The following is a 24540-nucleotide window of genomic DNA, read 5'->3' as shown; positions in this document are numbered from 1 at the left end:
GGCAGGTTACTCCTGCCATTGCTCTTCTTCATCAAATAAACCGCTTTGCACGGCTGAGATCTCAATCAAATCTGCAAAACCCAAGCTAAAATCCCCCATCATATCCAGCACTTGGTCATGGAATTGCTGTTCATTCTGGGCATTTGCCTGTGCCAGTGCAACAAAGTCAGATTCTGAGCTAAACAGACCAAGCACTAAAATAGCCTGACTTAGCATTTCTTTGGTCTCAGCTTCCAACGCTTCGGCGCTAAGTAAAGTATCAATGTATCGGCTCACACCCAGATTAAAACCACTCGCCCAGAGACTAATCGCACTATTACTCGCCAAGTTATCTTGCCAACTGGCATTCAGTGGCACCGATTTGTGTAAATTGAAGCCTATGTCGTACACTTGCTCACTCACATGGTGATGGAGATTCATGAGCGCAAACAACACACTTTCATCAGTTTGCGCAGCATCTTTCCCCAGCACCTCAGCCAACCAATCGTCAGGCTCAATGGGCGATGGTGCACATACCAAGGCGAACAAGTATCCATTCACCTTGGCAAAGGGCATAGCATCAACTTTGGAATTTAAAAAAGCTTCCAGCGCTTCAAATGATGATTGCATTAGAAGCTGATCCGATAACGACCGTCTGCGCTTTGACTACCAATAAACTGCACAGCATCATGTACATCTTTTGGTAGGCTTGCGTCTGGTTTAATGAAACCATCGACTGTCAATTGTCCGCGCTGATTAAACCCAGCGTCAACTTGGAGGCCCAGTAAATTCTCTTTGCTCACTTTCACACTCGCGCTGCCGTTAACACATGACAGCTCACCTTCGAGCTCCCCAATACTAAACCAGCCATTGCGACCTTTAACGTTAATGTCGGCGGAGCTAATAACACCTGCCATTTCACCACAATGAGGCTGCCCGAGTTCATAAGTGTCTAGCTCGAGAAAAACGAGCCCTTTAGCTTCCGTGGGTACTGGAAGTTTTACTTGGCTTAGAACAGTTTCCAGCGCAACACGTGCGCGCACATGTTCGAGCTGTAGCGCGCCATCAGATAAGCCGTATTTGACTAAGCCGTTGGCTGACACTTCACCGGTGTTGCGTTTATTGCCAACGATCACATCGGCTTTTAGCTTCATGCCAAGTAAAGCGCTGGGGTGAATATCCCACTTAACGCGACTTAAATACTGGCCTTGATACTGAACTCCATTTACCTGACCTTGCCAAATTGAACCTGTTGCTGGGCCCAACTTTAGGCCTTTCGGCATGTGCGATTGACCAAGCTGTATCGCTACCGAGGCGGGTAACAAAGCAATAGCAAAGCCGATAAAGCAAATGAAAAATACAATGACGAGTGCTGTCAACTTCTTAAATGACATGATTACTCCAATACAATACGGCTAACACGAACATGGCCAGGTTTCGGATCGAGCGACAACTCGATATTTGAAATGGTAAGCCCATGTTGATGCACAATCTCATCCAACCAAGCAAGTAGCTGGTTAAAAGGCACACTATCAATATTCAAACGTAAGCCATCACCGCTCGGTTGCATACGGCTGATTTCAATTTGGTAACGACTGCGAGTACGGTTCACCACTTGAGTCACATTACCGGAAGAGGCCGCTTGTACGTTACTGCCTTTAGCTTTGATTTGCACCACACTCTGCTGCACAAATTGCAGTAGCTCCTGCTGTTTTTCTGATTCTTGTTTGGCGCTGTCCACGGCACTATTTAAAGGACGATAGATAGCCATGACGAAAAAGAAAATCACAAAAATGACGCCAGCGATGGACAGCAAGGTTTGCTCTTGCGGTTTAAGTGATTGCCAATAATTAGTCAAGCTGCTCATTGCGCCCCCTTAATGCGTAATTCCCCAACCACACTTTCACCGTCATTATTTAATGAACCTTGCTCGACTTCAAATCCTCGCTGCTCCAACCGTGCCTTAACTTGCGCAAAACTTTGGAAGTCTTTCGCTCGAGCACCGACTCGAAGCTCGTTACGACGCTGATCAAAGCGTAATGTCTGCGTCACAAACTGCTCACTTTGCTGCACGATATCAGCAAAGTCTTGCAGCATTACCAAAAAGCGGGCGCTGTCGCTACTACCGCTATCCCCCAAGGCTTTATTTATTTGGTTACGCAATAAATGCGGTCGTACTTTTGTTCCTGGGAAGGCTTTTTCATATGTCGATACCACTTGCTCTTTCGTTGCATTGGCCGCTTGAGAATAGTGATACCACTGCGCACCTTTAACACCCAACATAAACAGTAAAGTAACCACAGATGCAGCAATGGCCGGACGCCAGACTTTAATCCAGCCGCTGCTCTTTTTCTTATAAGCGAAAGCGCCTTGGCGCAAATTAACCGGTGACGTTGCCTTAGCAAACATCGCTAATGGCAATTCGAATTTATCCTCGTGGCTATGTGCTTCTACTGCAGTGGGTATTTCCGCCAACGGGCTGTACAAATCAAGCGCCGTAATCTGTGCGGCGGTCAAAAACTCAGATGCCCAAGTAGCCTCGAGCTGAGCCCCTAACCATGCGCCGTGACGCACAATAAAGCAATCATCAGTCAACGCAAGTACCGAAGCACGCCCCTCTGCAGGTTCGGGCAGCAATAATGCATCAACATACACTTTCGCTGGCGTTATATCTGCTTCAGCACACATATCCAGCCAATGTGCCAGCCATTGCTTGTTCACCATGGCAACATTGATAAAGTGCTCTTCACCCAGACTGTATGCATCACCTTGAGCAATGAAAAGAGTATCGATATCAACCGCCACTTGCTCTTCGACCATAAATGGCAATGCTTGGGCAAGCTTTCGGCTCCACTTCGCAGGTAATTTGACCGATTGCAACTGCACTTGTGCACTCGGTAGTATCAGCGTGCAATCGCGGTGTTGTGCCTTTTCGGACAATTCAGCTAAGGCATCTGCACCTTGAAGCTGACCGCTGGCGATCACTTCATCTTCAACAGCATTAAAAACCAACCAATGAATCGGTTGTTCAGGGCGCTCGCCCACGTGGATCAGTAAGGACTCTCTCACTGCACGCCTCCAAATTTTCGCGCCAAAATAGTTATATTTTTATTATCTACTTGTAGTAGCGACGTCATAGTAAACTCAAATTCAACAAATGTTGCTGTAGTCTGTAATTGAAAATACTGACTCTTAAGCACAAATCTATTGTCGTCGGCAGTCACATTTTGACCACCTTGTTGGGTAACTTCATTGGCAAAATCTGCCAATGAATCGAATCCTTCTTCAGGTCTAGCCGAAATCACTGACTGCGCTGCAGACTCTGAAAGCCCTTCAACCATAGCAGCTAACAGCAATGCTTGTTCTTCGGTGATGGTGTTCACGTTCAATGCGAATACTTCATTGTCTGGGATCACGCACACATAGGGCATCAACTTTTGCATCGCAAGTGGGTTAAACCCTTTGACTAAGCGTAGTTCCGATACATCCGCAAAAAAGTTATTGGCCGTAAGATATGGTACATCTCGAGATAAATACTCATCTTCTTCTGCACCAGAGCGCATAGTGATGCTGTCTTCGTCGAGCCAATCAAATACGCTATCTGCCATGGCTTCTTCTGATTCCTGCGTAGGCAAATCATCAATTTCCTTTAACAGTTCCAATAGCGCTTTGTGGGCCGGGTTTGTTTTTACGTAGCCACCTTGAGCGGAACTTGGTTCCGCACGCAAAGCATTTAGGTTCAAACATGCCTGTAAATCTTTGATTTCACCACTTATAGTCCCGCCATCTACAGGAAATGGTGTATTCGCGGCCAACGCCCAGCTTTGCTTCAAGTGCATTTTGTCAGGCTCGTTTTCAATGCTTTCGCGAATGACTTTCTGCGCTAATGCTTCAGCGGAATAGGCATACCATTTAGCCTGGCGGAAATCATCGTAGTTGGCGGACTTTTGCACTTGCACCATTAAGTTGATACTCATCTGCGCAGCAATGGTTGCAGCCAACGCAACAATAAACAATACGATGATAAGTGCCGCACCTCTACTGCTCTGGTTAGGTCCCATATCGCCCTCCACCAGTACCACCGCTGCTTCCGCCTGATTGACCGCCTGAGCCGCCAGTATTACCGCCGGTTCCACCTGAGTTACCTTGATTGCCCCCTTGCGTACCACCTTGGTTATTACCAGAGTTGCCTGACTGTGGTGGTTGAGGTTTAACACCTTGCCCTGCTAACAAAAAGGCACGGCGAATTGGTTCGCTTTCCTCAAGTGTTAAGGTCACTGCAACCGCTTTGGGTAGTGTTTCCTTTTGCCATTGCGGCTGCCATTTTTGGCTATCTGCATCAAAAAACTCAAAACTAAAGTCTTCAACGCTCTCAATTAAAACCTGAACCCTAGGCTCTGTGCTATCGAGTTGGTCTACATACAAGCGGTAAAGTCTTTCTAAACGCCCTTCTTGCACGCGATAAGCCACAGCTTGTAATTCACTCCGAGGTAATAGATAGCCAGGGTTTGTCCAACCAGTGCGCACAAACGCGATACCATCTAATTCACTACCAAACAAATAGCGTTCGTGGAGTAAGTACCCTTCTTGAAAATCACCTGCTTCGTTGCGCACTGCACGTTTTGTTATTTGACTAAAATCTTGTTCAAACATCCTAAAAACTGTCTGCATGCGCGACAATTCATCGAGTGTTTTTTCTGAAAATTCTTGCGCCTTGGTGGTACTTTCAAATATTTGGTGAGTGGCGCCGATGATAAAAGCCATAATCGCCAAAGCCACCAACACTTCTATAAGGGTAAAACCTTTTACTGCTTTGGGTTGAAAGGCTGCAGATGAAATAAGAGACATTATTTTCCGGCCTCTTTGTCAACGTAAGTAGCTAGCTCATAAGCAAATTGTTCACGCTTTTCGTCGGTAAATACGCTGACGACCACTTTCACAAAACTACTGTCCGCTGTACGAACCACTTCTTCTTGCCAGTACCAAGTTACCCCTGCAAGCTCTGTTTTTCCTTTAACACCATTTTTTGCCGGCCACTTGTCGCCCTGCGCTCTGATCTCAACCAGCTGGTTTTCGGCAACCCAAGATGCATACGTTTGCTCTTCAATACTGGAGAGATGATTAATGTGCTCGCCTGCGATTTGCATCGCTGCGATCCCCGCCATTGCACAAATACTCAATGCAACAAGTACTTCAATTAGCGTAAAACCTTTGGTTACGCCCTGGGCAAGGCTACGGCAGCTAAGCATCATGGTAGTTCATCTCGATAGAGGCTAACCGGCGCCATGAATTCACCTTCGATGATATAAGGGACTAACTCTTCGTCTGGACTTTGTAACTCAAGCCTGATCTGAAACGGGCTTATCTCACCGGATGACAATATCATTACTTGCGGAATAGTCATTTTTTGCAGTTCGAGAAAGTCATCATCATCGACTCCAAGAAGCTGCTTCCAATCAACCTCATTGAGCAAGCTATCTTGTGCCCAATGTAAATCTTCTTGGTTCAGTGTTAGTAAAAAAGGAGGTTCAAACTCCTTTTTCTTTAATACACCTTCAGCATCTTCTAGTGGTTGCCACTTTTGTTCAGCATAAGTGAGAAACTCGTATTTGTTGTCTTCCACATACAAGCCGAGTTGCTTTTGATTCAATATGGCGTATTCAGATGCGAAGTTAATACTAGTTTGCAGAGCCAGAGCGGCTTGCTCCAGCTCATCTTCTTGTGAATCATCAATACTAAATACAACCAGGTTTGCGGTGAACGCTATTATCACTAGCACCACTAAAATTTCTAATAAGCTAAAGCCTCGCTGATGATCCACACGCATCGATATTAACGCTCTTCTTCGTCCCAGTTACCGATATCATCTTCGGTACCCACTTCACCGTCTGGGCCCATAGAAAACACATCGATTTTACCAATTTCGCCTGGGTAGATTAACTGATAAGGATTACCCCATGGATCTTCCGGTAATGATTTAATAAAACCTTCTTCAGGGAAACGCTTAGGAATTGGCTCAATGCTTGTTTTCGTTACCAATGCTTCAAGACCTTGCTCTGTAGTAGGGTAAGTCTTGTTGCGTAACTTATACATGCTTAGCGCATCTTCAATTTGTTGAATATCAAGGCGTGCTTTATCTAGCGCCGCTTCTTCTTGTTGGCCCATGATGTTAGGCGCCACAATCGACATAATCATTCCGATGATGACCAGTACCACCATCACTTCTAGTAATGAAAAACCAGATTGCTTTCTCATCATTTTTACCTCTAATTTACTGAAATCTGTTAACGCCAAGGCCTACAGGCCAATGGCCTTATTCATGGCCATGATCGGCTGTAAGATAGCCATCACGATAAATAACACGATAATAGCCATGGTGGCTATCATTGCGGGTTCTAAAAGTTTGAGTGACACATTCACCATGGTTTCAAACTCACGATCTTGGTTGTCTGCTGCACGCTCTAGCATCTGTTCGAGCTCACCAGATTTCTCACCGCTGGCGATCATATGCAGCATCATCGGTGGGAAAAGCTTGGTTTGCTCAAGTGACGCTCGCAAACTGGCACCTTCACTGACGCGCGTTGCCGCCTCACTCACCGCCTTTTTAATCTTCTCATTTTCCAGTACCTGACCGGAGATTTTCATCCCCTCAAGTAGCGGCACTGAGCTCGAAGATAAGATACTCAAAGTTCGCGCAAATCGGGCTGTATTCAAGCCTCGACTTACTTTGCCCAAACCAGGCATGGACAATAAGCGCGAGTGATACCAAAAGCGAATTTTAGGTCTTTGTAAGCCATTTTTGATTGCAAAGGTCACCACTACAATCACTGCCAGACTAATCATCCAATAATTTTGTACAAAGTTACTGGCTGCCATAACCCACTCAGTGGTCCATGGTAAAGCTTGTTTTGACTTCTCAAATGTCTTCAAAATTTTAGGTACAACTGTACCAAGTAAGATGGACACTATCGCGATGGCGAATATCACCAAAATGGTTGGATAAACCATTGCCTGCACGATTTGCGAGCGCATGTATTGACGTTGTTCAGTGTAATCTGCCAAGCGGTTGAGAACCTGATCAAGGTGACCTGACTTTTCGCCTGCGGCGACCATAGCACGATAAAGATTATCGAACACATGAGGAAACTCAGCTAAGCCATCCGCCAAGGTATAACCTTCAACAACCTTTGAACGCACGGCCATCAGCATTTTCTTCAAGCGTGGCTTTTCACATTGCTCGGCAACGGCCATCACTGCTGCTTCAACAGGCAAAGCTGATTGAATCAACGTTGCCAATTGACGAGTGATCAGTGCTAAATCGGAGGTGGAGATTTTTGGCTTGAAGAAGCCACTGAGAAAACCAGACCTAGCTGCACTCGCTTTTTCTTGCGACGCAGCTAACTCCACAGCCAAAGGCATTAGCCCTTTGTCGCGCAATTGTTGACGTACTTGCTTTGCGGTATCAGCCTCGAGTAGCCCTTTTTTCTCTTTGCCTCGACCATCTAAAGCGCGATATTCAAACGCTGCCACTAGTGCTCCTCACGGGTAACCCGTACTACTTCTTCCAAGGTCGTTTTACCGGCAAGAACACGAGTACAACCATCACCACGGATACTAGGGCTACGCTGGCGAATGTATTTCTCAACTGCCTGCTCACCTTTACCGTTGTGAATGAGTTCACGAATGTGGTCATCAACCACCAACATTTCATGGATACCTGTTCGACCTCTGTAACCATTATAGTTACACTCTTCACAACCTACCGCTCGATAGATAATAGGGGCCTGATCGCTAGGTACGCCAAGCAATTCACACTCGCTCGGATCTGCCTCATGTGGCTGTTTACAACTCTCACACAAGGTACGTACTAAGCGTTGCGACAACACCCCCAACAACGAAGATGACAGCAGGAAAGATTCAACCCCCATGTCTTCCATACGAGTGATAGCACCAGAGGCTGTGTTGGTGTGCAGCGTAGACATCACCAAGTGTCCCGTTAATGACGCTTGCACAGCTATTTGCGCGGTTTCCAAGTCTCGGATCTCACCGACCATAACCACGTCCGGGTCTTGACGTAAAATTGCACGTAAACCACGAGCAAAAGTCATATCCACTTTTGGGTTAACCTGTGTTTGGCCGATACCTGGGATCTCATACTCAATTGGATCTTCAACAGTAAGAATATTTCTATCTCTGCTGTTGATTTCGCTCATGCCAGCATACAAGGTAGTACTCTTACCCGAACCTGTTGGGCCCGTCACTAGGATGATTCCGTGTGGCTTGCGGATAAGATCGGCAAACAGCGCTTGGTTATCAGGCGTCATACCTAAATCATGCAGGTTCAATCGTGCATTGTTTTTATCAAGCAAACGCAACACGACTCGTTCGCCGAAGCTTGATGGCATGGTAGATACACGCACATCCACCGCTCGCCCTGCGATGCGGAGACTAATACGACCATCTTGAGGTACGCGCTTCTCTGCGATATCCAACTTCGCCATAACCTTGATACGCGATACCAGTAACGACGCGAGCTTGCGGTTTGGTTTTAATACTTCTTTAAGCACGCCATCGACACGGAAACGAATAACCAAATCTTGCTCGAAAGTTTCGATATGAATATCCGATGCCCCTTCTTTGATTGCCTCGCCCAACATGGCGTTAATCAATTTGATGATAGGCGCATCGTCATCTGCAGCTAACAGGTCTTCTGTTTGTGGCAACTCTTCAGCAAGTGAAAAGAGATCCGCTTCGTTGCCGATGTCTTCCATAATTTGCTGGGTCTCCGAGCTATCCCGCTGATAGGAAGCTTCCAGAAGTAGCTCAAACTTATCTTCAGCTAAGCGCTCTACTTTGAAGCCTCGGCCAGCAAAGCGGCGCACTTCAAGGAGCACATGCGCAACTAAGTCATGCGCATGATACAACACCAACAGTTCTTCTTTTTCGACCAACAGAACCTGAAAGCGACGAGCAAAGGCAAACGGCAAACGAAGTGGCGCATGTGCAATTGCTTCCGACACTTCCATTAGTTCTTCGTCACTGACAGGCACATCAGTGCTCATATCATTGACTACCTGCTCAGTCATTGTTGCGCTCAGCTTTGTTTTGTTCTTTTAGGTATTCTTCGTAAGTAGGTGGCAACACCAGTGCATCATTCCACTCAGGAAGCGTTGGTACTTCTTCGAATGGCATTAAATCAATACCATCGTCTTCTTGCTTCAACTGCTCACCACGAATGAAGTTGTACTTACTGTGACTCAAACGATTCATGCTTTCGCTATCACGAAGAATCGTTGGGCGAATAAACACAATCAGGTTGCGCTTACGTTTTGATGTGCTTGTCGATTTAAACAAATGACCCAACACCGGGATATCACCGAGTAGTGGAACTTTTGACACACTTTCTTGTACGTCTTCGTCAATCAAACCACCCAGTACAACCATGCCACCGTCATCGGCAAGAACCGTAGTAGTGATAGCACGTTTGTTGATAGAAATATCAACCGCCGTTGAGCCCGCTACGTTTGAAACTTCCTGTTCGATAGTTAACTGTACTGCGGTACCGTCGTTGATTTGTGGTGTTACTTTAAGCTTCACACCCACTTCTTGACGCTCAACTGTTTGGAATGGGTTTGCGTTATTACTGCCAGTAGAAGAACCCGTAATAATTGGTACTTCCTGACCGACGATCATCGACGCTTCTTCGTTATCCATCGTCGTGATTGAAGGCGTCGCGAGAATGTTCGAGTTAGTGTCGTTTGACACCGCTTGCACGATTGCACCCCAGTCATTTTTCACGATACCCATCGCTAGGCCATTGATACCGCCCAAAAGTGCTGCAAGAGGGCCCAAGTCACCTTCGACAGTTCTATCTACCTGTGTCGCCGTGCCCGTTTCAGACCCTACAACATTATCTGTAATGGTCTTATCACGCGCTTGCTCTGCTGCTACAGCAAGAGAACCGACTGGCACGGTTGTGCCGTTGTTAAATTGCAGCATGCCACCTTCTTCGGTGATCCATTGCATGCCAAAGTTGATGCCATCGCCTTCCGACACTTCAACGATAATCGCTTCAACCAATACTTGCGCACGGCGCACATCTAGGCGTTCAATTACTTTTTCAAGCGAGCGCATCATATCTGGCTGTGCTGTGATTACCAGTGAGTTCGAATCTTCATGCGCTTCAATGCTGATATCTGAGCGACTGCCGCGCGATGTTCGTTGCCCTGCCGCATTGCCTTGTTGCTCTTCGGTCAGTGATTTACTCACACCTTGAAGAACTTTAACTAGGTCAACCGCCTTGGCATAGTTGAGGTAGAACACTTTGGTGTTACCCGTTGTTTCTAACTCATTATCGAGACGCTTCACAAGCTCAATAGCGCGCGTACGTGCTTGGCCTTCACCACTGACGATCACACTGTTGGTACGCTCATCGGCGACAACACGCGGGATCAGGAAGTCTGGTACACTGCCTTTGCCGTTATCTTTGAAAATATTGTCAACAACAGACACAACATCGGCAGCGGTAGCGTGCTTCAAACGCACAATATCAACGCTCTTGTCACCTGCTTGGTCAACCAAACGAATGATTTCCACTAATCGGTTAATCGACTCCGCGTTACCCGTCAGCATCATTACGTTCGATGGATTGAAGTTTGTAACATGACCGCCGTCTTTTTGGTCGCTGAATTGGCGAATTAGCGGACCGAGTTCTTGAACTGTTACGTTCTTGACTCGCACAACACGAGTGACGAGCATATCGCCGCCATACCCATCTTCTTCACCGATAACTGGGACATTAGATTTTTTCGCGTCTGAGCTTTTTTCTACTTTGATGATACCGTTTGGCATTTCAACGGCTGCAAAGCCATGCACTTCGAGTACGTTGAGGAAAAATTGATAATACAGTTCTTCATCCATCAGCTCGTAACTGCGTACATTAATCTTGCCACGTACGTTAGGATCGATGATGACTGTTTTATTTAGGTTTTTACCGACAATATTAATGAACTCATTAATATCCGTGCCTTTAAAGTTCGCTGCATACTCAACAGCATATAAATTCAAGCTAATACCAGCGGCTAGGAAAAGCGCACCATATTTGGCAAGCCCGCTGATAATTTTTGTGCGAAATTTCGCGCCCATTATTCTTTTCTCCACGCTTGTGATTATTGCAGGCTAAATTGCACGTCGATTAGTTGCCCTTGACGGTTAACCGTAATCGCAGCATCAGTACTAGAACGAAGCTCTTGCAATGCTGCCATTGCTTGCTTCATATCAGTCAATTGATAGCCATTAATCGCAACAGCAATATCATTATTTTCTAGACCCATTTGTTTAAACAACACTGGATCTTTACCTGGACTTAATTTGTAACCTTGTAACTGACCGTTTTCACGCACCGGTGACACACGGATATAGTCCGACAACTTGCCGGGGTCAGCTAATAATTCTTCACGCTTTTGCAACAATTCTTCTTTGAGTTCTGGGTTTGCGGTGGCGTCAACTGTTTGTGTCGGACCTATGTCTTCTGTGGGCCCAACTTCTGGTTCCGGCTCAGGTTCTGGTCTACTTGCAGGAACTGGCATACTGACCGTTTTTGAGAAACTCAAACCATCTAGCATCAGAGTTTCAAAACGACCGCTCACGTCTAAAATCGCTCTGTCAGGCATTACCTTGGCCAATTTTGCGCGAGTACCTTTGATCACATCGTCTATGCCATACGTTTCCTGATTACCTTGTGACTCGATAATAGCTAAACCCGCATTTTTATCGTCTGTCGCGGCAACAACCCCAGTCAAATTAATGCTTAGGCGAGTTTCCGGAGCATCACTGATAACTTCTTGTTGTTGCTGTACCACAGGGGCAGAGGCCGCATCTCCAAATAGGTTAACCGCTCTTATTGCAGCAATATTGACGCTATTTGTTTTATTTTGAGACACGCCAACAGGCGGAATCACAGGAGCTGTATTCGGCTGAGGCCAAAGCAACCACATTAAAGATGCTGCAAGATAGCCGCAATAAATTGTTGCAATCAGCACTATTGCAGCCACAATTTTTCGTTGTGGAAGTTGCTTAAGCCTTTGTTGTAGTTGGGCTAAATCCAAAACCATTCACTATTACTAATTTGTTAACTAACGCCACATAGTACATTCATCATCTACGTTCAACAAGCGTACACTGTAGCAAACTGTAATTTTCGGGGCTCAGCGTACATGCTAAGTAAGGCATCTGTATTACAAAGTTGCCAACTTTTTTTACACCCGCATATATGCTAAATTTTGACCCCTATTGAGAGTAATTATTCAGACCTTAAATCGTGGCAAAAATTCTTGAACAAGATACACAAGGCGTACGTTTGGACAAGTGGTTATGGGCAGTTCGTTTATACAAAACCCGTGCGCTCGCAAGAGAGATGGTACAAGGCGGCAAAGTGCACTATAACGGCCAACGCTGCAAACCCAGCAAACTTGTAGAGATTGGCGGTAGTATCCGTCTTGCTCAGGGCTTCGATGAAAAGCTCATCACAGTCACAAAATTACTTGAAAAACGCGTCGCCGCCCCCATTGCTGTGACTTGCTACGAGGAAACTGAGCAAAGTAAGCAAAAACGTGAAGAAAATGCGCTTGCTAGGAAGAATAACGCCTTCTTTGCCCCGCACCCAGATCACAAGCCTGATAAAAAGCAACGCCGTGAACTGATGAAGTTAAAAGCTAGATAGAGATACACATGCAGCAAGATTTATTACATCGATATATTTTTGAAGAACTCGACGTTCGCGGCGAGCTAGTTCAAGTCAGTGATTCCTTCACCAACATGATCGCGGGCCACGATTACCCAGATCCTGTTAAAAAGTTGCTTGGTGAGCTCTTTGTAACCACCTCTTTGCTTACGGCAACATTGAAATTTCAGGGTCATATTAGCGTACAAATCCAAGGCGATGGCCCGGTAAAGTTTGCCTCAATCAATGGCGATCATGAGCAAAACATGCGTGGTGTTGCACGACTACAAGGTGAAGTGAATAGTGACAACCTATTGGAATTAATGGGCAAAGGCCACATGGTCATCACCATCACTCCAGTCAAAGGTGAGCGCTATCAAGGTATTGTGCCACTTGAACACGACACTTTGGCAAAATGCGTCGAGCAATACTTTGTTCAATCAGAGCAACTTCAGACACGCTTATGGTTTGCAACAGATGTCACAGCAGGCCAAGAAAAAGCGGCTGGCTTATTCTTGCAAGTGTTACCAGTCAACAAAGAAAAGTCGGAAGTGGATTTTAGTCACCTTGAAGCCCTCAGCGACACCGTGACGAATGATGAGTTACTGAATCTTGACGCACACACGGTACTCACTCGTTTGTATCATGAAGACAACCCACAACTATTTGAGCCTCAACCAGTGCGTTTCAAATGCACTTGTAGCCGTGATAAAACCATTGATGCACTCGTGAATGTAGGCAAAGATGAATTGCTAGCAGATGCCCAAAAAAATGGTGAGATTGTCATTAGCTGTCACTATTGCTTAACCGACTACAAATTTAATGAAGAGCAAATTAAAGCTATCTTTAATTAAATTCAGTGAGCAAGAACCTAAATAAGGTAATTGCAGAGGATATATATCCAAATATACTCCCTTAGTCGTATATAAAAACTCGGGCTCTTAAAACCCGAGTTTTTTTGTGCAAAAAAATGACACCGGTATCAATAAAACATGTATTTTTCATGACACCGGTATCACTGAAATTATTCATGTTTTTTCACCTAAAACTGCCATTTTTAGGGCTTTCAAAGCTCGTATAAGCCCAAACCATCTGTTACTATAAATCGCATAAAGCACTCTCACACAGCTTTAGATTAACCCGTTCAACCTCTCACAACTTTTAGGTAAAAAAATGACTTCAAGCGCTACTCGTTTTGTTGATCTTACAACCGCAGAACTAATCGAGCAGGCTATTCGCCGTGGCGAAGGCTCACTTGCTGCAAATGGAGCTTTCGTTGCTAAAACTGGTCGCCGTACTGGTCGCTCACCAAACGATCGTTTTATCGTAAAAGAGCCAAGCACTGAAAATGACATTCAATGGGGCAACGTCAACCGTCCATTCGACGCTGAGAAATTCAATGCCCTTTGGGAACGCGTTGAAGCTCACGTGTCTAAGAATGACCATTTCGTTTCTCACCTTGAAGTAGGTGCAGATCCAGAGCACTATTTACCAATCGTTGTAACTACTGAAACTGCATGGCACCACGTTTTTGCTAAGAACATGTTCATCGAGCCTGAGCAGTTCAACAAAGCAAATATGCCACAGTGGCAGATCCTAAACGTACCTTCTTTCGTTTGTGAGCCAGAGCGTGACGGTACGAACAGTGACGGAACGGTTATCATCAACTTCGCAGAGCGTAAAGTACTACTTGCGGGTATGCACTACGCAGGCGAAATGAAAAAGTCTATGTTCTCTGTACAGAACTTCCTACTTCCAGCAAAAGGCGTGCTACCTATGCACTGCTCTGCAAACGTAGGTGAAGCAGGTGACACAGCATTATTCTTCGGTCTATCTGGCACAGGTAAAACCACACTTTCTGCCGACCCTAGCCGTTTCCTTATCGGTGATGACGAGCACGGTTGGGCACCTGGCAGCGTATTCAACATTGAAGGTGGTTGTTACGCAAAATGTATCGACCTATCGCAAAAGAACGAGCCAGTTATCTGGGATGCTATCCGTTTCGGTACAATCCTAGAAAACGTTGTGCTAGACGACACACGCACTCCTGACTATACAGATTCATCATTGACGCAAAACACACGTGCAGCTTACCCACTTGAGCACGTTGCGAAGCGTAAAGAAGAAAACCGTGCTGGCGAGCCTAAAGCGGTTGTATTCCTAACATGTGACGTAAGTGGTGTGCTACCTCCAGTGTCAGTGCTAAGCGAAGAAGCTGCGGCTTACCACTTCCTAAGTGGCTACACTGCGAAAGTAGGCTCAACTGAGATCGGTTCTACTTCTGACATCGAATCAACGTTCTCAACCTGTTTTGGCGCACCATTCTTCCCACGTCCAGCTGGCGTTTATGCTGAGCTTCTGATGAAGCGTGTACGTGAGTTCGGCGCTAAAGTTTACCTAGTAAACACAGGTTGGACAGGTGGACCTTACGGTATCGGTAAGCGTTTTGATATCCCAACTACACGTGCTGTTGTTGATGCAATCGTATCTGGCGCTCTTGCCGACGTTGAAACACAACACATCGACGTTCTTAACCTTGACGTACCAGTTGCAGTGCCTGGTGTTGATAGTGCGGTTCTTAACCCAATCAACACGTGGACAGATAAAGAGAAGTACGCCGAGTACGCTCAGAAGCTAGCGACTGATTTCAATGAGAACTTCGCGAAGTACGATGTATCAGAAGCAATTAAACAAGCTGGCCCTAAAAGCTAAGGGTAAGCTTCTTTAACTTAGCCATTGCGCTGAGAATTCAACACCAACGCCAGCTATATGCTGGCGTTTTTAATGCCTGTAAAAAATATTCATCACCAATCACTGCCTGCACTAGGTCAGTAAGGCGACTTCTTGCTAGAGGAGATAAGGCTTGGAAGTTAACAGTGAAAACGCCAGCATTATGCTGGCGTTTTAATGGGTAAGTAAATCGTCGCGCACAACCCACCTTCGGCGCGGTTTCTCAGTTCTACCCGACCATTGTGCATGGTCACAATCCGTTTGATAATCGCAAGGCCGAGACCACTGCCCTCACTACCTCGAGCTTGGTCACCTTGGGTAAACGGCGCAAACACTTTTTCTAGTTCCGACTCAGGGATGCCCGGTCCCCGGTCTTTTACGCTTACACACACATGCGTTTTACGTAAACAGTAGTGGGTCGACACATCAATATCGCCATCGGAATAACGAATTGCATTTTCAATCATGTTGGTGAGCACGCGTTTAATCGCTACATTACTCAATGGGACGTTGGGCAAGCTTGGGTTGAGTTCACAGGTAATTTTGCGGCCCTGCTGGCGCCCATGTTGCTGCTCGGCATGCACAACTTCCTCGACTAGGGCATTGAGATCTTCATGTTGATAATCTCCTTTATCATGGTGACGCAGATATTCAATGAACTGATCGATGATGGCATTCATGTCTTCAATGTCATGAATAATACCATCGCGCAGGTAGTCTTCATCCGCGGACATCATTTCTGTCGCTAAACGTATGCGCGTCAGTGGTGTTCGAAGATCATGAGATACCCCAGCCATCAACAAGCGGCGGTCCTGCTCAAGTGCTGCGATACTGCGCGACATTTGATTAAAGGCCTTCGTTACCTCAACCATCTCGGTGGAGCCTTGCTCCGCCACATTGGTACTAAAATCTCCCTTACTTACTTTAATCGCAGCTTCTTGCAACGCTTTGAGCGGGCGGTTCAAGTGTCGTGCGAATAACCAGCCACCTAATACGCTCAAAAAACCGATACTGGTGAGGTAGAAAGTGAGGAATTCAATGTTGGCTTCAGTAAAGCCAGATAAAGGCACTCGCACCCAGTAACCCGGTGCTTGCGGTGGTTCAATCCAATACACAAGTGGGTTTGTTTGGCTGATACGCACGCGGGCTGAGCCGTTGAGTTGTTCAGACATGATATTCGACAACATTGAATATTCGCGCGCTTGGCCAAGGCCATTAATGTAAGCTTCACGCTGGGTCAACAGCTCAATGCCGGTTTCCTCAAAGAAGCGTTTTGATACTGCTTCACTCACTTCAATACCGTCGTTAACACCGATGAATACAGTTTTAACTTGTTTGGCAAGCATGATGTTCACTTGCTCAATGGTGGGCTTCACGACGTAAAAGCTCACCGCCACATAGGACACGACTTGGTTAATCAGCAACAGTGCACCGACCAAAAACACGGTTTGGCCAAATGCACTTTTGGGAAATATACGCATCTACTTGTTTCCGTCAGGCACGAAAACGTAGCCCAGCCCCCACACTGTTTGAATATATCGTGGATTCGCTGCGTCCGCTTCTATCATACGACGCAAACGAGAGACTTGAACGTCAATGCTGCGCTCTAATGCGCTGTAGTCGCGGCCACGTGCCAAGTTCATTAATTTATCTCGACTCAAAGGCTCTCGAGGATGTGACACTAAGGCTTTCAGTACAGCAAATTCACCGCTGGTAAGTGAAATAACTTCGTCACCACGGGTCATTTCTCGAGTTGCTAAGTTCAACGCAAACTCACCGAACTTCACTTGGTTTTCTTCGGCTGCTGGGGCACCTGGCACCTCTTTTGCGCGGCGACGCAAAATTGCTTTGATGCGAGCAAGTAATTCACGAGGGTTAAAAGGTTTTGGAATGTAATCATCGGCTCCTAGTTCCAGACCAATGATACGATCAACCTCATCGCCTTTCGCAGTCAGCATGACGATGGGGATCTCATTTTCTTTTTGTCGCAACCGGCGGCATATAGACAAGCCATCTTCGCCAGGTAACATCAAATCGAGTACCATAAGATGGAAATTTTCTCGTTCTAGGAGCTTATCCATTTGCTCAGAGTTTGCCGCACTACGAACAATAAAGCCCTGCTCTACTAAGTAACGCTCTAACAAGCTGCGCAGACGCATGTCGTCATCCACTACGAGAATTTTTGTTGTTTCTTGTCCCATGTTAATTGCTTAATTTTTCTTATAGTTACTTAACTATATGCGAATTAACGCGCTTGGGAAATGTTCACGATTGAGAAGATTGTTACATTTGTTTTCGAAACTTGCACAGCAGACACGCTATGAACTGAATCAAGACTCAGTGTAAGTAGCCAACACAGGGGCTACTGTGCATCATCAACATCATAACGGATGCTATTGATGTACCATACTTTGCGGCCTGTTGGTGTATTGACCCACGCCTCATCATCCACCTCTTTTTTAAGTAATGCCCGCGCCATGGGAGCGTCTATCGATACCACGCCTTTGTTGTCATAGATTTCATCAGGTCCCACAATCTGAAAGCTGAGCACCTCTGCGTTTTCATCTTCCACCTCTACAAAAGCACCAAAAAACACTTTGCCAGCTTGTTCATGGCTATAATCCACGATTCGAAGTTCATCTAAGCGCTTGGTGAGGTAACGTACACGACGGTCTATTTCGCGCAAACGTTTTTTGTTGTATTGATAATCCGCGTTTTCAGAGCGATCCCCAAGACTCGCGGCCCATGCGACTTTTTTAGTCACTTCTGGCCGTTCCGTACGCCACAAGAAGTCGAGTTCTTGCTGTAATTTTTTGTACCCTTTGCGAGTAATTAATTTCGTCTTCATCTTTTCATTCAGTTTTTGTTCATTTTACTGGGACCATATTTACCAGTAGGTAGTAGTTTAGAGGTGGGTGATGTTTTGCAACAGTACAACATGAAATACACCCTTATATTTTTATTTGGCTTGTTTGCTTTCACTGGCTTAATCGCCAGCCAGCACATGTTCGCCAATGCGCCATCTACTGCCGATCAGTATACACTGACTATTCAAGTCGACTCTTCACAATGCACTCATCAAGATTCTGACACTGAAGATGAACCTGATACGTGCTTTGCCAGTAATCTAAAGACTCACACACACAATTACAATGATGCTACCCAAACGCCAGTTGAGGTACTTAGCCATCAAGTAATTACCAGTGCGCAACAAAGAGCCCCGCCTATTTTCTCCTAAAAAATCAGTTTTCACTTACATTTTTTTGGAGAATTATTATGACTAATTTCAACTTTTTACGTACTCATCACGTATCTAGCGGTGCACGCCTTGTTTCAACTGAGCAAACAGAACAAGCGCTAAACTTAACAAGCCCTGCGACCACTTTAATGCAAGACTTCACTGTTAAGGCCCCTATCAGCATTTTGGCAAATACACCGCTTGATGCCGCGCGCAAATTAGCAACGGCCACACCCACAGATGCACTCATGGTAATGGACGACAAAGGGCAAGTGGTTGGCGTGACTTCAAGCGTTGAATTACAAAGCATTCGTGTTACTACACAAGCCTTGCAAATGGGCTTGAAGCCAAGCGATTTACTTGTTCATGATGTTATGCGCTCATTGCATGTACTCCCGTGTATTTCACTGCAAAATGCACGCAATACCAATTTGGGCAATGTGCTTACCACAATGGAACATCGCGGCAGCTTTTATTTGATGGTTACTGACAGAGAACAAATTCGCGGTATCTTCAACGCCCGTAAGATTGCAAAAGCACTGGGAGTGGGCTTGGATATCACGCCGGTTGCACAATCTTTCCAAGATGTGGTGGCATCCGTCGAACACCCTCATTAATTGTTAGTTTGATTCCTATTACGTGTCGCCAAGGATGGCGAAATTTGCCCTTCTGTTAAGACTTAGCTGTGATATTATCCAACTAATTTAATAGGTACTCGCTCTCACGCAGAGCATGAAATCAAAAGGTTTTTAATGGGTAATCTCACCTCGATTCTTGCGCAAGAACTTCAGGCGCAAGAACATCAAGTACTCGCAGCAACCAAATTATTAGATGAAGGCGCAACCGTGCCTTTCATCGCCCGTTACCGTAAAGAGGTCACAGGCGGATTAGATGACACACAGCTACGCACTTTAGAGCAGCGCCTGGGTTATCTTCGTGAACTAGAAGAACGCCGCCAGTTCATCATCAAGACAATTGCCGAGCAAGATAAGCTCACTGCACAATTAAATGCTGATATTAATGCCGCGACAACGAAAACAGAGTTAGAAGATCTTTATCTTCCTTACAAGCCTAAACGTCGTACTAAAGGCCAAATCGCCATTGAGGCGGGCCTAACACCACTTGCAGATGCGCTATTCGCTGATCCTAATTTAGATCCAGAGCATGAAGCAGCCGCTTTCATTGATAGCGACAAAGGTATCGCTGACACCAAAGCTGCCCTTGACGGTGCACGATATATCTTGATGGAACGCTTTGCTGAAGATGCGAAACTACTCGCTAAGCTGCGCAGCCAAATCAAGCAGCATGGCCATATCACTAGTACGGTTATTGCTGGCCAAGAAAAAGCGGGCGTGAAATACCAAGATTACTTTGAACACAGTGAAGCAATCGCCACAATTCCATCACACCGAGCGCTTGCCATGCTGCGTGCACGAAATGAAGGCATTTTAACTCTGAACATCAATCCAGATGCACAAAGTGAAGACGGTCACGCATTATGTGTAAACATGATAGCCACACACTTTGGCTTAGCCGTTGAAGGCAAGGCTGCAAGTAAATGGCTCCAGCAAGTTGCGCAATGGACATGGAAAGTGAAGCTTTCTTTGCATTTAGAAAACGAGTTTCTGGCAAATATGCGCGAGCACGCTGAAACTGGCGCAATAGATGTATTTGCAAAGAATCTTAAAGACTTATTAATGGCTGCACCGGCTGGCGCCAAAGTCACTCTAGGACTGGATCCTGGTTTACGTACGGGCTGTAAAATCGCAGTCGTGGATGCTACGGGTAAATTACTGGCAACCAACACTATTTTCCCACATGCACCACAAAATCAATGGGACAAATCTCTGCGTACCATCGAGCAATTGTGCCGTCAGTACAATGTCGAGTTGATTGCCATAGGTAACGGCACCGCAAGCCGTGAAAGTGACAAACTAATAGCCGAATTTATTAAAAGTGCGCCTGAATTAAAGCTCAATAAGATCATGGTTAGTGAAGCGGGGGCATCGGTTTACTCTGCTTCTGAATTCGCTGCGCAAGAGTTTCCAGATTTAGATGTGTCGCTGCGCGGTGCAGTATCGATCGCACGTCGCTTACAAGACCCTCTTGCTGAATTGGTAAAAATTGAGCCAAAGTCGATTGGTGTAGGCCAGTATCAACATGACGTATCGCAAAGCCAGTTGGGCCAGACGCTTACATCTGTCGTTGAGGACTGTGTAAACGCCGTAGGTGTCGATGTGAACACTGCGTCAGTTCCTTTGCTCACTCGAGTTTCTGGATTAAATAAAACCTTGGCGCAGAACATCGTTTCTTACCGCGATAATAACGGTGCATTCGCGAATCGCAGTCAATTGAAGAAGGTGGAGCGTCTTGGACCAAAAGCCTTTGAACAAAGCGCTGGTTTCTTACGCATCGTCAATGGCACCGACCCTCTTGATGCCTCTGCCGTTCACCCTGAAGCGTACCCTGTGGTTAAGAATATTTGTGCCGCCAACGATCAAGACATCGGCTCATTGATTGGTAATGTCACTGTACTTAAAGGTCTCGATGCCAAAGATTACACTGATGAGACTTTCGGTCTACCCACTGTGACCGATATCATCAATGAATTACACAAACCGGGTCGCGACCCGCGCCCTGAATTCAAAACAGCTGCGTTCAAAGCGGGCGTAGAAACCATTTCTGACTTGAAACCAGGTATGGTCCTTGAAGGTGTCGTTTCAAACGTTGCGAATTTTGGTGCTTTCGTAGACGTAGGTGTTCACCAAGATGGCTTAGTGCATATCTCAGCATTAACTGACAAATTCATCTCTGACCCGCGCGAAGTGGTGAAGGCGGGTGATATTGTTAAAGTGAAAGTGGTTGAAGTAGACACAGCCCGCAAACGCATCAGCTTTACTATGCGTTTGAATGATGAAGTACAAACCAGCTCTGCTAAACAAGAGCAAAAGCCGACAGCGAAAAAGGCTGCACCGGGTAAAGCCAAATCACAAAACCGCAATCGCCAAGATCAAGGCAATGCGGCGATGGGTAACGCTTTTGCCGAAGCATTTGCAAAACTGAAAAAGTAAGTGTAATTGCATCACAAAAAAACGCAGCCTAGGCTGCGTTTTTTATCTCAACTTCTTTCTTAAGCGCTGGTAGATAAAGACGAAAAGTCGCTCGGTTTACTCGCTTGCTGGTAAAAATCAGCGATACGTAATGCGCGAGACTCTACCGCATCTTCTCTAGTGAATCGTTTTGTCGGCTCTGACACTGAATATGCCGGCTGCTTCTTCTGCTCTTCATCGTTTTGATTCGCAAGCTCTGTTTGTGCCTGCGCTAATTTGCGTGTCGCCTCACTGGCGATAGATCTATCAGCTCCTGAAGGCTCCGCCGGCGCCAAAGCGGCAGAACGTACTTGCTGCATCTTTTCGATAGTGGCACGAGGGTCGCCTGGGACCTCTGAAATATCGATGGGTACCTCACCACCGACAGCATAGCTTTTACCATCAGGACCACGTTGGTACTCGTAAGATGGCGAACCTGCATATCGCCCACCCACTGACGCATGGGCTTGCTCGTGCATACGCACTTCTTGGTCGCGGGCAGCGAGTTCTTCGATTTGTTGCTGCTCTTTGCGCTGCTGCTCTTTATCCTCAGAAGACCCTTCTTGTGAAGACTCTTCATCACGCTCGCCAACAGCACGTTGCTCTTCACTTTGCTGCTTGTTGGTTTCTTGCGTTTCTTTGCTTTGCGCGGGTGTGCGTGCTTTATCTGCATCGGACGCGGCTTTGTTGTCCGTTGCACTTTGAGAAGAAGCTTGTGGCGCAGGTATTACTTCGCGCAATTGGTTATCACGACGCGCGCTTTCGGTGTAAACGTTAGCTGTGTTTACATTGTAGGCAGGAAACGGCGTGATAATATTCATATTCTAAGCTCGAATATCAACGATAGTCCCGAGCACTTCGTCCGCGGTTTGAATAGTTTTGGCATTCGCTTTGGCGGCAAACTCGGCAACTTTAAGATTAACGATTTCTTCCTCAATACGCGGTGTTTCAGCAACAGGTGCAGTGATTGCTTCACCTGTATTAGCACCTTGCAACTGACGCTCATTTTGCAGCTCTTGCTGACTTTGTTGATCAATGGTTGCTCGGTTAATGTTCACGGTTGCTTGTTGAACATCTTGTTGAGCGCGGTTAAATCCTTCTACACCGGCATTAAATACTGCGCCTATAGGCATAAGAAAACCTCACACTCATCCATTTACACTTACATGTCATTATTGCGCAAAAATCATACTAAATAAAGAAAAACCCAGTGATTACACGCATGCATCAAGCCCCACGCACTCAAAGCATTGATTTTAAAACAGCTATGAATTCTTCTTTATGAGAAATAAAGGGAGCGTGAGAGGCTTTATCTATGACGGCGATATCCAACTCAGGTCGCAAATGCTGCATTTGCTCTATCGCTTTGTATGGCACCAGAGCATCTAAGCGCCCGAATATCGCACTGATAGGTTGAGGTAGCTTTGCGAATTCTTGACGCAAGTCTTGGTTTTCTAAAATATCTAGGCCTTGCTTGAGCACCTCGCTGTCTGTCGCCGGCGCCTGTTGGATCAGCCCTTTAAGCTGCTTGATATCTTGTCGAGCAGACTGGCTTCCCATAGCTTGAATCGCTAAAAATCGTTCAATGGTTTTCGCACTGTTATCGATAAGTTGTTGGTTGAAGTCTTCTAACACACTGAGCTTGATGCCTGGCCAATCCTCTGATTGAGCAAAGAACGGCGTTGATGCGACAAGTATGACTTTACTAACTTTTTGCGGGTAAAAATGAGCTAGATACAAAGCCACTAAACCACCGAGCGACCAACCCATAACAATACTGTTGTCATGCAACTTTTCGGACAAAGATTCCGCCATGCCATGCAAGTCGAATTTAGCACCGGGGTAATTGCTCGCGTGGTCATAGCCATAACCAGGCAAATCAAAGGCTTTTACTTCACCATCAAATACGAAGCGTAACTCTGGATGAATTAAATCCCACACCTCTCGATTCATTCCCCAGCCATGAAGTAATACCAATTGTTTTTGCATTCTACCTGTTCCGCATCCACTATTATCAAGGTGCTTGTAAGCACCTAATTAAACACACACATGCATTATTAACGGGAATAAAGGGTTATGCAATGGACGCATTTACAAAAGCCTGCGCGTGGTTATTTCCTCAACATTGTAAGCTTTGCCATCAGTCACTAAGGCCAGCGCAACAACTCTGCGATTATTGTTGCGCGCAATTTACGGCGCTAACTGACCAAGGCGAAACAAATCTACTCCTGCGCGCTGATGTGCAGCGGCAATTTTCATTACCAGACGTTGACCATCTCGTCGCGTTGGATTGGTATCGCCCTCCGCTGTCACTGTGGCTCAAACAATTTAAGTATGAGCAACGAGCATATTGCCAGCGCGCAGTGTCGCAATTGTTGGCACAGCAGTTCGCGCGACTATCAATGACGGCCACTTGGTCATGGCCCGATACAGCTACAGTCATTCCGCTTACCCCTTCTCGGCTAGTGTGGCGCGGCTTCAATCAAGTCGTGCAACTATGGCAAGAAGTACTGCCTCAGTCGCTGTTTGACGTGAACATATTAGATCGACGCACCAGCTATAGGCCGCAGGCTAAACTCAACGCCCAACAAAGGCGCCGCAATCTTGGACATGCTTTTTCTACGAATAAGACATTACACAACCAACACGTAGCGATTATTGATGACGTACTAACAACCGGTTCGACAATCAATGCTGCAGCCAGAGTACTCAAACAGGCGGGTGCCTCATCAGTCTCCGCTTGGGTCGTGTGCTTAACTCCCAAAGAAACGGTGCAATAAAAA

At 46.0% G+C, this 24540-nt stretch carries 26 protein-coding genes; 7 read left to right on the top strand and 19 right to left on the bottom strand.

Features of this window, described 5'->3' with window-relative positions; all coding sequences use genetic code 11:
• Positions 1–6: 6 nt before the first annotated feature.
• From V1358_RS10745 to gspC, 13 genes are read right to left on the bottom strand one after another with little or no spacing between them, the layout of a single operon-like run.
• Positions 7–609 carry a YecA/YgfB family protein gene (locus V1358_RS10745; RefSeq protein WP_347393547.1) on the bottom strand — a complete coding sequence of 201 codons (603 nt, stop codon included), beginning with the start codon at positions 607–609 and terminating at the stop codon, positions 7–9.
• Positions 609–1373 carry a type II secretion system protein N gene (locus V1358_RS10740; RefSeq protein WP_347393546.1) on the bottom strand — a complete coding sequence of 255 codons (765 nt, stop codon included), beginning with the start codon at positions 1371–1373 and terminating at the stop codon, positions 609–611. Before V1358_RS10740 ends, V1358_RS10745 begins: the two co-directional genes overlap by 1 nt.
• Before the next feature lie 2 nt (positions 1374–1375).
• Positions 1376–1846 carry a type II secretion system protein M gene (locus V1358_RS10735; RefSeq protein ID WP_347391281.1) on the bottom strand — a complete coding sequence of 157 codons (471 nt, stop codon included), beginning with the start codon at positions 1844–1846 and terminating at the stop codon, positions 1376–1378.
• On the bottom strand, positions 1843–3048 hold the full coding sequence (gspL, locus tag V1358_RS10730; protein WP_347391282.1) for a type II secretion system protein GspL: 1206 nt from the start codon (positions 3046–3048) through the stop codon (positions 1843–1845). The genes V1358_RS10735 and gspL overlap by 4 nt, the downstream gene beginning before the upstream one ends.
• A complete protein-coding gene (gene gspK, locus V1358_RS10725) occupies positions 3045–4040 on the bottom strand; it encodes a type II secretion system minor pseudopilin GspK (protein WP_347393749.1) in 996 nt (331 codons plus the stop codon). Before gspK ends, gspL begins: the two co-directional genes overlap by 4 nt.
• Positions 4030–4827, bottom strand: coding sequence for a type II secretion system minor pseudopilin GspJ (gene gspJ, locus V1358_RS10720; RefSeq protein ID WP_347391283.1), 798 nt, complete (start codon positions 4825–4827; stop codon positions 4030–4032). The genes gspK and gspJ overlap by 11 nt, the downstream gene beginning before the upstream one ends.
• Positions 4827–5231, bottom strand: coding sequence for a type II secretion system minor pseudopilin GspI (gspI, locus tag V1358_RS10715; RefSeq protein ID WP_347391284.1), 405 nt, complete (start codon positions 5229–5231; stop codon positions 4827–4829). Before gspI ends, gspJ begins: the two co-directional genes overlap by 1 nt.
• Entirely contained in the window at positions 5228–5806 is a 579-nt protein-coding gene (gspH, locus tag V1358_RS10710) for a type II secretion system minor pseudopilin GspH (protein WP_347393545.1), read from the bottom strand. Before gspH ends, gspI begins: the two co-directional genes overlap by 4 nt.
• A gap of 5 nt (positions 5807–5811) precedes the next feature.
• Positions 5812–6234 (bottom strand): type II secretion system major pseudopilin GspG, encoded by a 423-nt coding sequence (gene gspG, locus V1358_RS10705; protein WP_347391390.1) that lies wholly within the window; start codon positions 6232–6234, stop codon positions 5812–5814.
• 42 nt (positions 6235–6276) lie between these two features.
• Complete coding sequence (gspF, locus tag V1358_RS10700; RefSeq protein ID WP_347391286.1) at positions 6277–7509, bottom strand: type II secretion system inner membrane protein GspF; 1233 nt, start codon at positions 7507–7509, stop codon at positions 6277–6279.
• Positions 7509–9005 (bottom strand): type II secretion system ATPase GspE, encoded by a 1497-nt coding sequence (gspE, locus tag V1358_RS10695; protein WP_440589744.1) that lies wholly within the window; start codon positions 9003–9005, stop codon positions 7509–7511. The genes gspF and gspE overlap by 1 nt, the downstream gene beginning before the upstream one ends.
• 52 nt (positions 9006–9057) lie before the next feature.
• Positions 9058–11124: a type II secretion system secretin GspD gene (gspD, locus tag V1358_RS10690; RefSeq protein WP_347393544.1), complete on the bottom strand. Its 2067-nt coding sequence runs from the start codon at positions 11122–11124 to the stop codon at positions 9058–9060.
• 23 nt (positions 11125–11147) lie between these two features.
• Positions 11148–12092 (bottom strand): type II secretion system protein GspC, encoded by a 945-nt coding sequence (gspC, locus tag V1358_RS10685; RefSeq protein ID WP_347393543.1) that lies wholly within the window; start codon positions 12090–12092, stop codon positions 11148–11150.
• A gap of 203 nt (positions 12093–12295) precedes the next feature.
• Here gspC and hslR point away from each other — a divergent pair, with 203 nt between their 5' ends.
• From hslR to V1358_RS10670, 3 genes are all read left to right on the top strand, one after another.
• Positions 12296–12700, top strand: coding sequence for a ribosome-associated heat shock protein Hsp15 (gene hslR, locus V1358_RS10680; protein WP_440589891.1), 405 nt, complete (start codon positions 12296–12298; stop codon positions 12698–12700).
• A gap of 8 nt (positions 12701–12708) precedes the next feature.
• Positions 12709–13554, top strand: coding sequence for an Hsp33 family molecular chaperone HslO (hslO, locus tag V1358_RS10675; RefSeq protein WP_347393541.1), 846 nt, complete (start codon positions 12709–12711; stop codon positions 13552–13554).
• 319 nt (positions 13555–13873) lie between these two features.
• Positions 13874–15412, top strand: a complete 1539-nt coding sequence (locus V1358_RS10670) for a phosphoenolpyruvate carboxykinase (RefSeq protein WP_347391292.1) — start codon at positions 13874–13876, stop codon at positions 15410–15412.
• Positions 15413–15591: 179 nt separating this feature from the next.
• Here the strand turns inward: V1358_RS10670 and envZ are convergent, their stop codons facing one another.
• From envZ to greB, 3 genes are all read right to left on the bottom strand, one after another.
• Positions 15592–16911 (bottom strand): two-component system sensor histidine kinase EnvZ, encoded by a 1320-nt coding sequence (envZ, locus tag V1358_RS10665; protein ID WP_347393540.1) that lies wholly within the window; start codon positions 16909–16911, stop codon positions 15592–15594.
• On the bottom strand, positions 16912–17631 hold the full coding sequence (gene ompR / locus V1358_RS10660) for an osmolarity response regulator transcription factor OmpR (RefSeq protein ID WP_347391294.1): 720 nt from the start codon (positions 17629–17631) through the stop codon (positions 16912–16914). It lies immediately after the preceding gene.
• Positions 17632–17792: 161 nt separating this feature from the next.
• Complete coding sequence (gene greB / locus V1358_RS10655) at positions 17793–18278, bottom strand: transcription elongation factor GreB (RefSeq protein ID WP_347391295.1); 486 nt, start codon at positions 18276–18278, stop codon at positions 17793–17795.
• Between the two features lie 90 nt (positions 18279–18368).
• On the opposite strand from greB, the gene V1358_RS10650 reads away from it, so the two are divergent.
• The 3 genes from V1358_RS10650 to V1358_RS10640 all read left to right on the top strand — a co-directional run bounded on the left by V1358_RS10650 (position 18369) and on the right by V1358_RS10640 (position 21739).
• On the top strand, positions 18369–18668 hold the full coding sequence (locus tag V1358_RS10650) for a hypothetical protein (protein WP_347393539.1): 300 nt from the start codon (positions 18369–18371) through the stop codon (positions 18666–18668).
• 38 nt (positions 18669–18706) lie between these two features.
• Positions 18707–19285, top strand: a complete 579-nt coding sequence (locus V1358_RS10645; protein ID WP_347393538.1) for a CBS domain-containing protein — start codon at positions 18707–18709, stop codon at positions 19283–19285.
• Positions 19286–19420: 135 nt separating this feature from the next.
• Positions 19421–21739 (top strand): Tex family protein, encoded by a 2319-nt coding sequence (locus V1358_RS10640; RefSeq protein ID WP_347393537.1) that lies wholly within the window; start codon positions 19421–19423, stop codon positions 21737–21739.
• A 59-nt stretch (positions 21740–21798) separates the two neighbouring features.
• On the opposite strand, the gene V1358_RS10635 is transcribed toward V1358_RS10640, so the two are convergent.
• From V1358_RS10635 to bioH, 3 genes are all read right to left on the bottom strand, one after another.
• Positions 21799–22578 carry a putative metalloprotease CJM1_0395 family protein gene (locus V1358_RS10635; protein WP_347393536.1) on the bottom strand — a complete coding sequence of 260 codons (780 nt, stop codon included), beginning with the start codon at positions 22576–22578 and terminating at the stop codon, positions 21799–21801.
• A 3-nt stretch (positions 22579–22581) separates the two neighbouring features.
• Entirely contained in the window at positions 22582–22890 is a 309-nt protein-coding gene (locus V1358_RS10630) for a hypothetical protein (protein ID WP_347391300.1), read from the bottom strand.
• Between the two features lie 109 nt (positions 22891–22999).
• Positions 23000–23746, bottom strand: a complete 747-nt coding sequence (gene bioH / locus V1358_RS10625) for a pimeloyl-ACP methyl ester esterase BioH (RefSeq protein WP_347391301.1) — start codon at positions 23744–23746, stop codon at positions 23000–23002.
• A 92-nt stretch (positions 23747–23838) separates the two neighbouring features.
• Between bioH and V1358_RS10620 the strand changes: the two genes are divergently transcribed.
• Positions 23839–24537, top strand: coding sequence for a ComF family protein (locus V1358_RS10620; RefSeq protein WP_347393535.1), 699 nt, complete (start codon positions 23839–23841; stop codon positions 24535–24537).
• The last annotated feature ends 3 nt before the right edge of the window (positions 24538–24540 follow it).

This window comes from Pseudoalteromonas pernae (assembly GCF_039831865.1).
GTDB lineage: Bacteria > Pseudomonadota > Gammaproteobacteria > Enterobacterales > Alteromonadaceae > Pseudoalteromonas > Pseudoalteromonas pernae.
Note: the sequence above shows the minus strand (reverse complement) of the source record. Positions and strands in the feature narration are given on the sequence as shown.

Excerpts from the sequence above, each read along its gene's own strand:
- V1358_RS10745 (WP_347393547.1), bottom strand. The coding sequence starts at position 609 with ATGCAATCATCATTTGAAGCGCTGGAAGCTTTTTTAAATTCCAAAGTT.
- V1358_RS10740 (WP_347393546.1), bottom strand. The coding sequence starts at position 1,373 with ATGTCATTTAAGAAGTTGACAGCACTCGTCATTGTATTTTTCATTTGC.
- V1358_RS10735 (WP_347391281.1), bottom strand. The coding sequence starts at position 1,846 with ATGAGCAGCTTGACTAATTATTGGCAATCACTTAAACCGCAAGAGCAA.
- gspK (WP_347393749.1), bottom strand. The coding sequence starts at position 4,040 with ATGGGACCTAACCAGAGCAGTAGAGGTGCGGCACTTATCATCGTATTG.
- gspJ (WP_347391283.1), bottom strand. The coding sequence starts at position 4,827 with ATGTCTCTTATTTCATCTGCAGCCTTTCAACCCAAAGCAGTAAAAGGT.
- gspI (WP_347391284.1), bottom strand. The coding sequence starts at position 5,231 with ATGATGCTTAGCTGCCGTAGCCTTGCCCAGGGCGTAACCAAAGGTTTT.
- gspH (WP_347393545.1), bottom strand. The coding sequence starts at position 5,806 with ATGCGTGTGGATCATCAGCGAGGCTTTAGCTTATTAGAAATTTTAGTG.
- gspG (WP_347391390.1), bottom strand. The coding sequence starts at position 6,234 with ATGAGAAAGCAATCTGGTTTTTCATTACTAGAAGTGATGGTGGTACTG.
- gspE (WP_440589744.1), bottom strand. The coding sequence starts at position 9,005 with ATGGAAGTGTCGGAAGCAATTGCACATGCGCCACTTCGTTTGCCGTTT.
- gspD (WP_347393544.1), bottom strand. The coding sequence starts at position 11,124 with ATGGGCGCGAAATTTCGCACAAAAATTATCAGCGGGCTTGCCAAATAT.
- gspC (WP_347393543.1), bottom strand. The coding sequence starts at position 12,092 with ATGGTTTTGGATTTAGCCCAACTACAACAAAGGCTTAAGCAACTTCCA.
- hslO (WP_347393541.1), top strand. The coding sequence starts at position 12,709 with ATGCAGCAAGATTTATTACATCGATATATTTTTGAAGAACTCGACGTT.
- V1358_RS10670 (WP_347391292.1), top strand. The coding sequence starts at position 13,874 with ATGACTTCAAGCGCTACTCGTTTTGTTGATCTTACAACCGCAGAACTA.
- envZ (WP_347393540.1), bottom strand. The coding sequence starts at position 16,911 with ATGCGTATATTTCCCAAAAGTGCATTTGGCCAAACCGTGTTTTTGGTC.
- ompR (WP_347391294.1), bottom strand. The coding sequence starts at position 17,631 with ATGGGACAAGAAACAACAAAAATTCTCGTAGTGGATGACGACATGCGT.
- greB (WP_347391295.1), bottom strand. The coding sequence starts at position 18,278 with ATGAAGACGAAATTAATTACTCGCAAAGGGTACAAAAAATTACAGCAA.
- V1358_RS10650 (WP_347393539.1), top strand. The coding sequence starts at position 18,369 with ATGAAATACACCCTTATATTTTTATTTGGCTTGTTTGCTTTCACTGGC.
- V1358_RS10645 (WP_347393538.1), top strand. The coding sequence starts at position 18,707 with ATGACTAATTTCAACTTTTTACGTACTCATCACGTATCTAGCGGTGCA.
- V1358_RS10640 (WP_347393537.1), top strand. The coding sequence starts at position 19,421 with ATGGGTAATCTCACCTCGATTCTTGCGCAAGAACTTCAGGCGCAAGAA.
- V1358_RS10635 (WP_347393536.1), bottom strand. The coding sequence starts at position 22,578 with ATGAATATTATCACGCCGTTTCCTGCCTACAATGTAAACACAGCTAAC.
- V1358_RS10630 (WP_347391300.1), bottom strand. The coding sequence starts at position 22,890 with ATGCCTATAGGCGCAGTATTTAATGCCGGTGTAGAAGGATTTAACCGC.
- bioH (WP_347391301.1), bottom strand. The coding sequence starts at position 23,746 with ATGCAAAAACAATTGGTATTACTTCATGGCTGGGGAATGAATCGAGAG.
- V1358_RS10620 (WP_347393535.1), top strand. The coding sequence starts at position 23,839 with ATGGACGCATTTACAAAAGCCTGCGCGTGGTTATTTCCTCAACATTGT.